At 67.9% G+C, this 13118-nt stretch carries 18 protein-coding genes; 11 read left to right on the plus strand and 7 right to left on the minus strand.

Annotated elements, in window-relative coordinates; all coding sequences use genetic code 11:
• Window positions 1-49: 49 nt before the first annotated feature.
• A complete protein-coding gene (locus tag OG496_RS33765; RefSeq protein ID WP_405973608.1) occupies window positions 50-751 on the minus strand; it encodes a hypothetical protein in 702 nt (233 codons plus the stop codon).
• Between the two features lie 45 nt (window positions 752-796).
• Here OG496_RS33765 and OG496_RS33770 point away from each other — a divergent pair, with 45 nt between their 5' ends.
• The gene (locus tag OG496_RS33770) at window positions 797-1048 is read left to right on the plus strand and encodes a hypothetical protein (protein WP_405973609.1); all 252 of its coding nucleotides are present in this window, start codon (window positions 797-799) and stop codon (window positions 1046-1048) included.
• Window positions 1049-1441: 393 nt separating this feature from the next.
• A complete protein-coding gene (locus OG496_RS33775; protein ID WP_405973610.1) occupies window positions 1442-1738 on the plus strand; it encodes an ATP-binding protein in 297 nt (98 codons plus the stop codon).
• A gap of 14 nt (window positions 1739-1752) precedes the next feature.
• Here OG496_RS33775 and OG496_RS33780 read toward each other — a convergent pair whose 3' ends face one another.
• Window positions 1753-1959 carry a hypothetical protein gene (locus tag OG496_RS33780; RefSeq protein WP_366489137.1) on the minus strand — a complete coding sequence of 69 codons (207 nt, stop codon included), beginning with the start codon at window positions 1957-1959 and terminating at the stop codon, window positions 1753-1755.
• 279 nt (window positions 1960-2238) lie between these two features.
• Here OG496_RS33780 and OG496_RS33785 point away from each other — a divergent pair, with 279 nt between their 5' ends.
• Window positions 2239-3117, plus strand: coding sequence for a hypothetical protein (locus OG496_RS33785; RefSeq protein ID WP_405973611.1), 879 nt, complete (start codon window positions 2239-2241; stop codon window positions 3115-3117).
• Window positions 3118-3120: 3 nt separating this feature from the next.
• Here OG496_RS33785 and OG496_RS33790 read toward each other — a convergent pair whose 3' ends face one another.
• From OG496_RS33790 to OG496_RS33810, 5 genes are all read right to left on the minus strand, one after another.
• The gene (locus OG496_RS33790) at window positions 3121-3399 is read right to left on the minus strand and encodes a hypothetical protein (protein ID WP_405973612.1); all 279 of its coding nucleotides are present in this window, start codon (window positions 3397-3399) and stop codon (window positions 3121-3123) included.
• 131 nt (window positions 3400-3530) lie between these two features.
• On the minus strand, window positions 3531-3821 hold the full coding sequence (locus OG496_RS33795) for a hypothetical protein (protein WP_399386531.1): 291 nt from the start codon (window positions 3819-3821) through the stop codon (window positions 3531-3533).
• A gap of 89 nt (window positions 3822-3910) precedes the next feature.
• The gene (locus OG496_RS33800; protein ID WP_366489141.1) at window positions 3911-4510 is read right to left on the minus strand and encodes a phage tail protein; all 600 of its coding nucleotides are present in this window, start codon (window positions 4508-4510) and stop codon (window positions 3911-3913) included.
• A 145-nt stretch (window positions 4511-4655) separates the two neighbouring features.
• Window positions 4656-5069 (minus strand): hypothetical protein, encoded by a 414-nt coding sequence (locus tag OG496_RS33805; RefSeq protein ID WP_405973613.1) that lies wholly within the window; start codon window positions 5067-5069, stop codon window positions 4656-4658.
• 289 nt (window positions 5070-5358) lie between these two features.
• A complete protein-coding gene (locus OG496_RS33810) occupies window positions 5359-5829 on the minus strand; it encodes a helix-turn-helix domain-containing protein (RefSeq protein WP_405973614.1) in 471 nt (156 codons plus the stop codon).
• A gap of 318 nt (window positions 5830-6147) precedes the next feature.
• On the opposite strand from OG496_RS33810, the gene OG496_RS33815 reads away from it, so the two are divergent.
• The 8 genes from OG496_RS33815 (at window position 6148) to tuf (ending at window position 13005) form a co-directional block, all read left to right on the plus strand.
• Window positions 6148-6483 carry a WhiB family transcriptional regulator gene (locus OG496_RS33815; RefSeq protein WP_405973615.1) on the plus strand — a complete coding sequence of 112 codons (336 nt, stop codon included), beginning with the start codon at window positions 6148-6150 and terminating at the stop codon, window positions 6481-6483.
• 10 nt (window positions 6484-6493) lie between these two features.
• A complete protein-coding gene (locus tag OG496_RS33820) occupies window positions 6494-7165 on the plus strand; it encodes a hypothetical protein (protein ID WP_405973616.1) in 672 nt (223 codons plus the stop codon).
• A complete protein-coding gene (locus tag OG496_RS33825) occupies window positions 7162-7371 on the plus strand; it encodes a hypothetical protein (protein WP_405973617.1) in 210 nt (69 codons plus the stop codon). Before OG496_RS33820 ends, OG496_RS33825 begins: the two co-directional genes overlap by 4 nt.
• Window positions 7372-7535: 164 nt before the next feature.
• Window positions 7536-8093 (plus strand): DUF1707 and DUF4190 domain-containing protein, encoded by a 558-nt coding sequence (locus OG496_RS33830; RefSeq protein WP_366489149.1) that lies wholly within the window; start codon window positions 7536-7538, stop codon window positions 8091-8093.
• A 527-nt stretch (window positions 8094-8620) separates the two neighbouring features.
• The gene (rpsL, locus tag OG496_RS33835; RefSeq protein WP_003948652.1) at window positions 8621-8992 is read left to right on the plus strand and encodes a 30S ribosomal protein S12; all 372 of its coding nucleotides are present in this window, start codon (window positions 8621-8623) and stop codon (window positions 8990-8992) included.
• 3 nt (window positions 8993-8995) lie between these two features.
• Window positions 8996-9466 (plus strand): 30S ribosomal protein S7, encoded by a 471-nt coding sequence (rpsG, locus tag OG496_RS33840; protein WP_005481264.1) that lies wholly within the window; start codon window positions 8996-8998, stop codon window positions 9464-9466.
• 39 nt (window positions 9467-9505) lie between these two features.
• Entirely contained in the window at window positions 9506-11635 is a 2130-nt protein-coding gene (fusA, locus tag OG496_RS33845; RefSeq protein ID WP_366489151.1) for an elongation factor G, read from the plus strand.
• 176 nt (window positions 11636-11811) lie between these two features.
• The gene (gene tuf, locus OG496_RS33850) at window positions 11812-13005 is read left to right on the plus strand and encodes an elongation factor Tu (protein ID WP_366489152.1); all 1194 of its coding nucleotides are present in this window, start codon (window positions 11812-11814) and stop codon (window positions 13003-13005) included.
• Window positions 13006-13118 lie beyond the last annotated feature (113 nt).

The following is a 13118-nucleotide window of genomic DNA, read 5'->3' on the forward strand; positions in this document are numbered from 1 at the left end:
GTGTTGTTCCTCTTCTCCATTTTTTCACCAACGGCCCGGAAGCCATGGATCAGGCAGTACCGATCGCTGTCGCAAGGGACTCGGCCTTTTCTCTGATTCGGTCCAGTTCACCGCCCAGCCTGTTCAGGTCCGCTGCTGTTCTCCGGTACGCCTCCCGGTTGTCCTGAGTGAGGCGGCGGTCGTTTGTGCGCCGCCCCGCCTCGTGGGCCTGACCGGCCGAACTGACCCGAGCGGTCTCGGCGAGATGCGCCTGTCCGCGGGCGAGCTGGGTTATCGCGGTGCCGTGTTCGCCGAGCTTTGCCTCGTGTGCGCCGAGGCGCAGAGCTGTTTCCGCCTTGTACGTCTTGAGGTCGAAGTCCTGGACAGTGGAGTCCGGGGCGATGAGCCGGACGATCCTGCTGGCTGTGGCGTTTCCGTCGCTTTTCTCCAGGAGCTTTTCCCACACGGCGCCGACGGGCATGTCAATCAAGCCGGCCAGGGGGCTCTTCATGAGTTGTGACCCGAGCACGTTGAAGCCGTCCGTGGTGACGGAAACCGCCTCCAGGTCCAGCTTGAATCCCTGGATACTGGAATAAACCGTCTGATAAGAGGCGGCGACATCTTTCCAGGTGTTCCACGGCAGTGGAAAGTCCTTGAAAGTCTGCGGTGCCATGTTGCTTTCGATGCTGTCGATCCGCTTTTCGTGATCGGCGAGCTCACTGCTTATTCCGGGAATGGGGTTGCTGGGTGTTGGAACGGGATCTTGGTGCACGGCGTTCCCCTTTCCGTGGCGAAGTCGGGCTGCTATGATCCGGGCATGCTTGCACATATCTATGTGGACAACAGCCCCGTTGCCTACGTGATACTTCTCGCCGTCTGTTCTCCGCTGGCGCTCGCGGCATTGGCGTTCATAACCGTCGAACTGGTTCCTTCCTTGCGCAGGTACAGTCTCGTGCGAGACAAGGAGCCGATCGATCGAAAGTTCTATGCGAGTGGTTGCCTTGTGATGGCTCTGGCGATGTCGGGAATGGTCGCGTGGGGTATCTGGGGGATTTTCAGGAATCTCTGACGCCTGGAATTCGGGCGCACGAGGAAACGGTCCGGGTACCCGTGGTCGCTTCTCTTCCGGCGGCGTTCATGTGTTCGTCGCTGCCTGCGATCGGGCTCTACTTTTCTGCGCGGGCCATCCGATTCGTCGTCCGGTTGTCGACTGAGGGACGGCGACTCGCGTCGATACCGGCGCGGCGCGGCACGCGGAGAGGGGATCCCGTAGATCTTGTCCATCTGCCGGACCGGCCCGCGGTCGCACGGATCACACCGCCGGGCTGTTTGGCGCTCCCGTTCTTGACGGGAGTTTCCCTCGGTGCGGCGGCACTTGTAGTGAGCCTGCTTCGGGAGGCCGTCACCACGTGAGCGTCGGGCTGATCCAGGAGAGCGTGAACAGCACCGGGGGCTGGGCGAGTTGGCGGACTCCGTCGAACTCGCCGTGGGGGAGCTGTGTACCAACGCCGTACGACATGGCGGCGGGCTCGCGGGGCTGGAGTTGACGCTCGGGACCGGGCGGCAGTTCGCGCCGCCGTTGCTGCGGGTGATGGTGAACGACCGCGCCCCCGGGCGGGCGCCCGAACTGCCCCTGGACGCCGGCCTGTTGACCGAGGGCGGCCGGGGGCTGCGGCTCGTCGAGGCGTTGGCGCGGCGGTGGGGGTGGCACCGTACGGGGTTCGACGAGAAGCAGGTGTGGTGCACGTTCGTCGTGTGAGCGGCGAGTGGCACTTACGGCCGCCCGCCGCGTCCCCGCCCCGCCTCCGTCAGTGCGTCCGTCCACCCCGCCGCGTACGCCCGCGACTCGCGCGTGAGCAACTCCTCGTACAGCCGGTCCAGCAGTGCCGTGCGGTCGGGGGCGGGGGAGTGCAGGAGGTGGGCGAGGCGGGTGTAGGTGTCGATCGGCTGGTGCGGGGAGTGGCTGGTGCCAGTCGCCATGTCGTCGTCCTGCTTTCCTGTCTGTCCGCTCGGCTGGTGGTACAGGTGGCGCTCCTGGGGCGCTCGAAGCGTCGATTCGAACTAGTGTACGAGCTATCACGTGGCGCCGTTCTGTGTTTGCCGAAGACGAACCCTCACCCTGCGGTTCGGACCTGCGGTGATGCGGGGTGCGGTGGAGGTTCTGCCAGGTTCGTGAAGTAGGATCCGGCCGTTCTCCCGTCGGTGAACGAAAGGTGAAGGAACAGGCCTGGTGAGGCACTTGAGGGCCTGTCTACGACGGTGGGCGGCGACGGGGCGGCCGTCCTCGCGCGGGGGGCGCGGTGGGGCAGGGACGAGAGCAGGGCCTACGGGGTGGATGGGGACGCGAGCAACGCGCGACAGACACATGTGATCGACTGGCTCGAACAGGCCCCCGATCTACCGCATCTCATCGCCCGCCTGTCCGAACTGGTCCTACGGCTGGGCTACGCGCCCGACGACCTGGTGATCCTGCCGCGCGCCGAGCTGGACCGGCGTGAACTGGCCGCTTACAGCGCGGGTTGGGCCGACGTGGTCGACGAGCAACTCCCGGCCGTGCGGCGGGCGTACGAGCAACGGATCACCGCCGCCTACGTCCAGGGGCAGGAGGACGCCCGCACCGGCCGCCGGCCGCGCCGCGCAAGGGATCGTGACGCCGGTGGTGCCGGTGGCGAGGTCATCCAGTTGCCCTACGTCCAACTGTTACGCCCGCCCTCCGAGTTGACGCGAGTCGAAGAGCGCGGGGAACGGGAGCGGTCCGTGGCAGACGGGATGCCGCTGCCCGTGCCGGATACGGATACGGATGCGGTTATGGACTTACCGGGCGTGGATGCGGATGCAGTTACGGAAGTCGAAGACATCCTTGTCACCGCCCGTGATGTGCGGGAGAAACGTGCCGCACCGGCCGAACGGCGTTCGGTCGTACGGCGCAACGGGCGCCCCAGTGTGCCTCCGCTGAACACCGGCACCGGCCGCGACAGGGGACGTAGAACCGAGTCGTCCGAGCCCTCGCCGCCCCAGTCCGGCGCCCGGAGTGAGGAACGCCCCCGCCTGTCCGCCAAGGCCCGTGCCCTCGCGGACGAGTTGGAGGGCCGGGCCTCCCACGGGCGCCGGGACGAGGAGACGGGCCCGGCGGACTGACAATCAGCCGAAGAACCGGGCCAGTTGGACATTCGAGGGAGCTGCCTTCTCGGTCTCGGGCGCAGGCTCGCCCTCCTGCACTGCTGCTGCCTCCTCGTCGTACGAAGGCCGCGGCACCGGCGCCGGAGGCTCCGGCTGGTCGCCCTCCTCGGAGTTGACGGAGGCGAACATCCAGTTCGCGGCGGCGAGATGGTCCACGGCGGCGGCCAGCAGATGGTCGGTCACCGACCAGTCGGCGGCCCCGCCGTGCAGCTCCCGGTTGAGGGCGCTGTCGTGCGGCAACTGCCGTATGAGCACGGTGAGTCGGCGCGCGGAGAGCCGGTCACGGTGCCAGTCGAGCAGATCGATGCCGTAATAGCGGAGCAGGTCCGCTTCGAGGGCCTCGGCGTGTTCGTCTACGAACCCGACGAGGCTCAGCCTTCCCCCAGGCCGAGCCCGGTCTCCTTGCCGTAGGCCTCCAGGATGGCGGCGATGTCCTGCATCGTGACCTCGTGCTGCTCGAAGCGGGTGAACTGCTTCTCGCCCAGGAGGAGTTGGAGCAGCCCGTCCACGTCGTTGTCGTCGAGCCTGCGCAGCGCCTTGGCGGTGGCGCGGGTCAGCTCGGTGGGGAGGGTGTAGCTCTCGGTGTCGAGTTCGAACGACCAGGTACGGCCGAGGGCTTCGAGCCGCTGGGCGCGGGCCGCGTTGACGTCGAAACGGGTCATGGCGATGAGTACTCCTTAACAGGCCTAAGGGGAAGGGGAGTTGGGGCCCGGGGTGGGACAGGCAGCCGCGCCTGTCCCACCCCGGTGGGTCAGGACGCGGCGTACGCGGCGTCCTTCATCACGAAGCTGGCCAGCGGCGAACCGTCGGCCGCGGACATCGCCGTGTAGGTGATGCCGAGTTGGGCCGCCGACTTGCGGGCCAGCTTGATGTCGTCCGCCGCGGTGACCTGGCCGCGCGGGACGCCGAAGCGGTAGGTCACGGTGGAGCCGTCGCTCGCCCGGACGTCCGTGAACTCCAGGCCGAGAGCGCGCACATCGGCGAACGGCCGGTCGGCGATGTCGTACTTGTAGACGCCGGTCGAGCCCGTCACCGCGCCGACCGCACCGCCGCCCATGAAGAACGGCAGCGTGTCCTCGTTGAACTGCATCAGCGAGAACTTCAGGGTCAGGTCGCGGTCCGAGTACACGAAGTGCACCGGGCTGACCGCCTGCCACACGTCGACCGGCTCCAGCTTGTCCTTCTTGCTGAAGGTGACGCCGTCACCGGAGGTGAACCCGAGGTTCTTCCAGGTCGCCCAGTCGGTGGCGGTGTCGGTGGAGAACGTCGACGGTACGGCCGTGTCGGCCGGGGCGACGTAGAGGCGGCCTACGCCGGCGATGCGGATCTCGGAGGAGTTGGTTCCTGCCATGGTGAATCTCCTTGTTTTCCAGGTGAGTTGAGACGGGGTGCCGTCGTACCCGGGAGGTCCGGGTACGAAGAAGGCCCCGCCGGGGGGTGGCGGGGCCTTCGGTCTGTGGGGCGGCGCGGAGCGTCCGGGAGATCGGTGGAGGGGATCAGTAGACGTCCACGTACACCTTCATCACCGTGACGTAGCGGTTGGCCGCGGAGTAGAGGTAGTCGGGCAGCCAGCGCGGGCCGTCCTGCTCCTCGACCTCGGTGACGAGGTTCGTGCCGTACTTGCTGTTCGCCATCGCCAGCAGGGCCTGACGGGCGTCGTTGGCCAGGACGTGCGCGGCCTGCTTGGTCGGGCCGTACACCTCCAGCTCGATCAGCGGCTGGTCGACATGGCGTTCGCCGACCCAGGCGCCGCCGCGCCGGTTGACGAACACGGCGGCGGCCGTGCCGTCGAAGCCGGTCGGCGCCTGTACGGCGACGATCGCGCCGGAGAGCCGGGAGTCGTCCTCCAGGATGTCGACGATCATCGCCTCGACGTCCGGGAAGGCGCTCGGTGGAGTGGGTGTGGTCATGCCGGGTCACCTCGGGGCAGCTTCGGGAGGGCGTGCGGGACGCGGCGGTACACCTGCACACCGCGACGAGGCACTGAGCGGCCGGCCTACGGGCGCAGCTCCGCCGCTGCACCAACTGTGACAGACGAGCGTGCGCGCACGCAACTAAAAACCGAGAGCCGGGTGAGTGGGGGAGGGTGAGGGGGTGGGGGGAGGGGCGAGGGGGTGGGGGGGAAGTCTGGGGGCGGGGAGGGAGGGACCAGTTCCCTCGTGCCGCGAACCGGTGACCAGAGGTCGGCCGGTCAGTCGCTCAGTCGGTCACCAGTAGTCGTGCGTCCTCGTGTTGTTCCCTGTCCGTCGCTGCCGGCACGTCGTTCGGCAGGAACTGCTCGACCACGCGCACGAACATCTCCCGCCGGTCGGCCGGCACCCCCAGCAGATCCGCGACCTCCTCCAGCGTGGGGCGACGGGCGAACTCGGCGCCGGGTGCGGGGGAGGCCAAGTAGTCGTGGGGGTCGGCGAGTTCCTCCGCGGTGAGCCGGCCGGAGCGGATGAGCATGTCGCGGACCGGCACGCCCAGCACGCGGGCGAGCCTGCGCGTGGTCTCCAGGTCCGGCATGCTCTGGCGCTGCAGCAGGCGCGTGACGGCGGCCCGGTGGACTCCCGCCTCGTCCGCTATCCGGGACTTGCCGCCGCCGCGCGGGCTGTCGATGTCGTAACCGCGGTCGCGCATCAGGTCCTCGACCCACGCGGCGAACGCGTCCAGATCCTGGCTGGTCATCTGTGTGCTCGCTTCCTTTGGATGGCGGCGAGTTTAGCTTGCTTGCGCGCACGGAATTACGTGCTCGCGTGCAAGCACTGAGGAAAATCGGCTCAACCAGGGGGAGAGCTCGGTGGAGGCTGGGGCGCGGGAGTCGATTTGTGGCGGATTGTCGCCGGATCTGGTAGGCGAGTGACTGAAGTTTACGTTGCGAGCGCGCGCGCAATCTGTAAACCTGGACGACCTGGACGGCACTTGCCAGATGCCCGTGCCCCACCCGTCCCACGCCCATGCCGTACTCGTGTCCTACCCGTGCCCACCGTTCCACAGGGAGGCCCCATGTCCACCGACTCGTGCCCAGCACCCCGCCCCCATGACGAACCCGTCGGCTGGCAGACCGCCGCCGCCTGCGCCGGGCTCCCGCCCAAGGCCGTCTTCTCCAAGAAGGTCAAGGAGGCCGCCCCCGTCCTGCGGGCCTGCGCCCGCTGCCCGGTACGGCGGGACTGCGAGCGGATCGTCGCCCCGGCCGACAACTGGTTCGACGGCGTCTGCGGCGGCCGGCTCTACCGCTCCGGCCGCCCGGTCGAGATCCCCGCGCACCTCCTCCCGGCCGCCCTGACGGCCTTGCCGGCGCTGCCGACCACGCGCGCCCGGCGGGGAGGCTCCCTTGCCTGACCTGAGTCCGGTGCCTGACCCGAGTCCGGCGTCCGCCGTGACGGACCCGACCGCGCACGCCGCCCTCTGGATCGGCACGCTGCTCCAGCAGTTCCCCGAACTCACCGTCGAACTCGCCCCCGGCCGCACCGCACCGGCCCACCGCGCACCCGCCCCGCCGCCCCCGCCCGGCCTCGCCGACCGGCTCCGCGAGGAACGCGCCGAGGCCCTCCTCCTGGAGCAGCGGCACGGACTCGTCGCCCCCGGCCACAGTGCGGCCCCGCTGCGCCTGCACATCTCGGACACGATCCGGGACATCACGGACGGCGTCGTAGAACTGGAGGAGGCCGTGCGGGACCGGCTCCGGCTGCCCCGGGCGCGGCGGGCGGCCGTGCCCGAGCGGTTGCGGCGGATCGCCGGGCTGCTCGACGAGGTGGCCGGCGACGCCGTACTCGCGGCGCATGTACGGGACGAGACGCGGCGGATGGCGCGGCGCTGTGCCCGCGCGCTGGGGGACACCGAGACCGTCGTACGGGTGTCGGGGCGCTGCCCCTGGTGCGACTCGGTGTCGTTGCGGGCCTTCCCGGACCGGGGCGCCGTGCTCTGTGTGAACCCGGCCTGCCGTTGCTCGGTGCCCGACTGCGGCTGCCACGACGACCCGGCCTACCGGCACACCTGGAACGAGGGGGAGTGGGAGCGATGACGACGTTGACCAGGGGTGGGCTGCCGACGCTGATTCCTGGGCCGCTCGCCGCGCAGGAGGCCGGGGTCGCGCCCGCCACCATCCGCAAGTGGGTCCAGCTCGGGCACCTGGCGCCGGTCGGCAGGGCGGGGCGGGCGCAGCTGTTCCGGCTGGAGGACGTGTTCGCGGCGGAACGGGCCGCCGGGGGTACCAGGCGCGCACGCTGAGGGGCGGCCACCCCGCTCCCCTCTGTAGGGGGCCAGGGGCTCAGGGGTTCTCTATGGGGCGGGGGTGGCCGACCTCTTTCGGTATTGATGGGGAACCGGTGCCGTTTTCGGTGCGTTGGAGCATCATGGAGGCATTCGGTCTCCGGCGCCGGGGGAGGTGTTCCGTGTCGTACCCGACACCGTGGCAGGGGCAGTGGCCAGGACCGCACCAGCCGTCGCCGGCACAGGCCGGGGCGTCGATGCTGGCCGCGACGGCGGACCGGGAGCGGGCGGTGGACGTGCTCCGGGCCGGTTTCGCCGAGGGGCGGCTGCGCGAGGACGAGCTGGAGAAGCGGGTCGCCCGGGCCTACGACGCCCGTACGGTGGGCGAGTTGATGCTGCTGGTCGCCGATCTGCCCCAGGGTCCTCAGGTGGCGCCTGTCGTCCAGGCTCCGCCGCCGGGATTCCGGCCGGTGCCGCCGACGTTCCTGCCGCCCCCGGTGCCGCCGACCAACGGCAAGGCGGTCGGCTCGCTGGTCTGCGGCCTCCTCATCGTGCCGACCCTGGGCCTCACCGGCATCCCCGCGGTGATCCTCGGCCACACGGCCCGCGCGGAGATACAGCGGACGGACGAGGGCGGCGACGGCCTCGCCCTCACCGGCCTGGTCTTCGGCTGGCTCGCGGTCACGGGCTGGGCCCTGATGCTCCTGCTGATGATCGCAGCGACGGCGAGCTCGACGTGACGCCTCCCGCTGAGGGTGACCGGGGGCTCCGACTGAGGGCGACCTGGGGGCTCCGGCCGAGGTTCCGTCAGAGGACTCCGGTTGAGGTCTCCAGCTGAGGGCAACGTCCGAGGGGTTGGTCTGTGGGCCGGGTCTGAGGGTTCGGTCTGACGACCCCGCCCCGCAGATCCAGAGCCCAGCCCCGCGCGAATCCCCCCAGCCCGCCCCCTCGGACCCACCCCCTCCCCGCCGTAGATTCGAAGATCGCGGACGGGGGGCGGCTTCGGCATCTTGCGTGTCGAGCCGTGGGTGCCACCCATTTGTTTTGACCGCAGCGAATGAGGTAGGTACGCTCAGACCTTGTGCCTGGGGTGTGCCCTGGCTCTCGTGCGTGCCTTGAACCGCACTAAGGGAGTCGACACCGGCCACCGCGATCCGCGCCCCTTTTGCTTACCGGCGAAAGTCTGCGCGATCCGACACACCCGACCGCGTGGGTCGGCGACGTTCCAGGTTAGCTTCACCATCGGCACACAGAAACCGGAGAAGTAGTGCCTACGATCCAGCAGCTGGTCCGGAAGGGCCGGCAGGACAAGGTCGAGAAGAACAAGACGCCCGCACTTGAGGGTTCGCCCCAGCGTCGTGGCGTCTGCACGCGTGTGTTCACGACCACCCCGAAGAAGCCGAACTCGGCCCTGCGTAAGGTCGCGCGTGTGCGTCTGACCAGCGGGATCGAAGTCACCGCTTACATTCCGGGTGAGGGACACAACCTGCAGGAGCACTCCATCGTGCTCGTGCGTGGCGGTCGTGTGAAGGACCTGCCCGGTGTTCGCTACAAGATCATCCGCGGTTCGCTTGACACCCAGGGTGTCAAGAACCGCAAGCAGGCCCGCAGCCGCTACGGCGCCAAGAAGGAGAAGTAGAAAATGCCTCGTAAGGGCCCCGCCCCGAAGCGCCCGGTCATCATCGACCCGGTCTACGGTTCTCCTCTTGTCACCTCCCTGATCAACAAGGTGCTGCTGAACGGCAAGCGCTCCACCGCCGAGCGCATCGTGTACGGCGCCATGGAGGGCCTGCGCGAGAAGACCAGCAACGACCCGGTCATCACGCTGAAGCGCGCGCTGGAGAACATCAAGCCCACGCTTGAGGTCAAGTCCCGCCGAGTCGGCGGTGCGACGTACCAGGTTCCGATCGAGGTCAAGCCCGGTCGCGCCAACACGCTCGCGCTGCGCTGGCTGGTCGGTTACTCCCGCGCCCGTCGCGAGAAGACCATGACCGAGCGTCTGCTCAACGAGCTTCTCGACGCTTCGAACGGCCTCGGTGCGGCCGTCAAGAAGCGCGAGGACACCCACAAGATGGCCGAGTCCAACAAGGCCTTCGCGCACTACCGCTGGTAGTCGCTACCCACGACGAGACCGAGAGAAGACCGAAGCCTTATGGCTACCACTTCACTTGACCTGGCCAGGGTCCGCAACATCGGGATCATGGCTCACATCGACGCGGGCAAGACGACCACCACTGAGCGGATCCTCTTCTACACCGGCGTCAGCTACAAGATCGGTGAAGTCCACGACGGCGCCGCCACCATGGACTGGATGGAGCAGGAGCAGGAGCGTGGCATCACGATCACCTCTGCTGCCACCACCTGTCACTGGCCGCTTGAGGACGACGACTACACCATCAACATCATCGACACCCCGGGGCACGTCGACTTCACTGTCGAGGTGGAGCGTTCGCTGCGCGTCCTCGACGGTGCCGTCACGGTGTTCGACGGTGTCGCCGGTGTCGAGCCGCAGTCCGAGACGGTGTGGCGTCAGGCCGACCGTTACGGCGTGCCGCGCATCTGCTTCGTCAACAAGCTCGACCGGACCGGCGCGGAGTTCCACCGCTGCGTCGACATGATCAAGGACCGCCTCGGTGCGGTACCGCTGATCATGCAGCTTCCGATCGGTGCCGAGATGGACTTCAAGGGCGTTGTGGACCTGGTCCGCATGAAGGCGCTCGTGTGGTCCGCCGAGGCGGCGAAGGGCGAGATGTACGACGTCGTCGACATCCCGGCCACGCACGCCGAGGCCGCCGAGGAGTACCGCGGCAAGCTGGTCGAGGCCGTCGCGGAGAACGACGACGACATCATGGAGCTGTTCCTGGAGGGCATCGAGCCCACCGAGGAGCAGCTGTACGCCGCGATCCGTCGCGTCACCATCGCGTCCGGCAAGTCCAACGGCATCACGGTCACCCCGGTGTTCTGTGGCACCGCGTTCAAGAACAAGGGCGTCCAGCCCCTGCTCGACGCGGTCGTGCGCTACCTGCCGACCCCCCTGGACGTCGAGGCCATCGAAGGCCACGACGTCAAGGACCCCGAGGTCGTCGTCAAGCGCAAGCCGTCCGTGGACGAGCCGCTGTCCGCGCTCGCGTTCAAGATCATGAGCGACCCGCACCTGGGCAAGCTCACCTTCGTCCGGGTCTACTCGGGCCGCCTGGAGACTGGCACCGCGGTGCTGAACTCCGTCAAGGGCAAGAAGGAGCGCATCGGCAAGATCTACCGCATGCACGCGAACAAGCGTGAGGAGATCGAGGCGGTGGGCGCCGGCGACATCGTCGCCGTGATGGGCCTGAAGCAGACCACCACCGGTGAGACGCTGTGCGACGACAAGAACCCGGTCATCCTGGAGTCCATGGACTTCCCGGCGCCGGTCATCCAGGTCGCCATCGAGCCCAAGTCCAAGGGTGACCAGGAGAAGCTGGGTATTGCCATCCAGCGTCTCGCGGAGGAGGACCCCTCCTTCCACGTTCACTCGGACGAGGAGACCGGCCAGACCATCCTCGGCGGTATGGGCGAGCTGCACCTTGAGGTGCTGGTCGACCGTATGAAGCGCGAGTTCAAGGTCGAGGCCAACGTCGGTAAGCCGCAGGTCGCGTACCGTGAGACGATCCGTAAGGCCGTCGAGCGCGTGGACTACACCCACAAGAAGCAGACCGGTGGTACCGGTCAGTTCGCCAAGGTGCAGATCGCGATCGAGCCGATCACCGAGTCCGACGGCCCGGCGTACGAGTTCGTGAACAAGGTCACCGGTGGCCGTATCCCGCGGGAGTACATCCCGTCGGTGGACGCCGGTGCGCAGGAGGCCATGCAGTTCGGCATCCTCGCCGGGTACGAGATGACGGGTGTCCGCATCACGCTTCTCGACGGTGCCTACCACGAGGTCGACTCCTCCGAGCTCGCCTTCAAGATCGCCGGATCGCAGGCCTTCAAGGAGGCCGCGCGCAAGGCGTCCCCCGTGCTCCTCGAACCGATGATGGCCGTCGAGGTCACCACGCCCGAGGACTACATGGGTGAGGTCATCGGCGACATCAACTCCCGCCGTGGCCAGATCCAGGCCATGGAGGAGCGTGCCGGTGCGCGCGTCGTGAAGGGCCTCGTGCCCCTCTCGGAGATGTTCGGCTACGTCGGCGACCTCCGCAGCAAGACCTCGGGTCGCGCAAGCTACTCGATGCAGTTCGACTCCTACGCCGAGGTTCCCCGGAACGTCGCCGAGGAGATCATCGCGAAGGCCAAGGGCGAGTAACACACACCGTTTGCACGCTTTAGGCTTGACACCGACCGCCGGGGTCCGAAGACCGGCAGCGGGACGAGAGATCGTCCCCGGAAACCGGGAGCAGAACCCCGGCGGGCGGCATCCCAGCAAAGATCACCTGGCGCCGATGAGTAAGGCGTACCAGAACCACTCCACAGGAGGACCCAGTGGCGAAGGCGAAGTTCGAGCGGACTAAGCCGCACGTCAACATCGGCACCATCGGTCACATCGACCACGGTAAGACGACCCTCACGGCCGCCATTACCAAGGTGCTGCACGACGCGTACCCGGACCTGAACGAGGCCTCGGCCTTCGACCAGATCGACAAGGCTCCTGAGGAGCGCCAGCGCGGTATCACGATCTCGATCGCGCACGTCGAGTACCAGACCGAGACGCGTCACTACGCCCACGTCGACTGCCCCGGTCACGCGGACTACATCAAGAACATGATCACGGGTGCCGCGCAGATGGACGGCGCGATCCTCGTGGTCGCCGCCACCGACGGCCCGATGCCGCAGACCAAGGAGCACGTGCTCCTGGCCCGCCAGGTCGGCGTTCCGTACATCGTCGTCGCCCTGAACAAGGCCGACATGGTGGACGACGAGGAGATCCTGGAGCTCGTCGAGCTCGAGGTCCGTGAGCTCCTCTCCGAGTACGAGTTCCCGGGCGACGACCTGCCGGTCGTCAAGGTCTCGGCGCTCAAGGCGCTTGAGGGCGACAAGGAGTGGGGCCAGACGGTCCTCGACCTGATGGCCGCCGTCGACGAGTCGATCCCGACCCCCGAGCGTGACGTCGACAAGCCGTTCCTCATGCCCGTCGAGGACGTCTTCACGATCACCGGTCGCGGCACGGTCGTCACCGGCCGTATCGAGCGTGGTGTCCTGAAGGTCAACGAGACCGTTGACCTCATCGGCATCAAGCAGGAGAAGACCACCACCACGGTCACCGGCATCGAGATGTTCCGCAAGCTGCTCGACGAGGGTCGCGCGGGCGAGAACGTCGGCCTGCTCCTCCGTGGCATCAAGCGCGAGGACGTCGAGCGCGGCCAGGTCATCATCAAGCCCGGCTCGGTCACCCCGCACACGGAGTTCGAGGCCCAGGCGTACATCCTGTCCAAGGACGAGGGTGGCCGTCACACGCCGTTCTTCAACAACTACCGTCCCCAGTTCTACTTCCGCACCACGGACGTGACCGGCGTCGTGACCCTCCCCGAGGGCACCGAGATGGTCATGCCGGGCGACAACACTGAGATGACGGTCACGCTCATCCAGCCCGTCGCCATGGAAGAGGGCCTGAAGTTCGCCATCCGTGAGGGTGGCCGCACGGTGGGCGCCGGCCAGGTCATCAAGATCAACAAGTAGTTCTGATCTGATCTGGTAGCAGTTTCCAGAGGGGCCCGTACGACTTCGGTCGTACGGGCCCCTTTGCTGTTCCCCGGCTGCTGTTACGAAACTATTCGGCGCGTACGACCCGT

This window comes from Streptomyces sp. NBC_00988, assembly GCF_045162645.1.
In the GTDB taxonomy this organism is placed as follows: Bacteria; Actinomycetota; Actinomycetes; order Streptomycetales; family Streptomycetaceae; genus Streptomyces.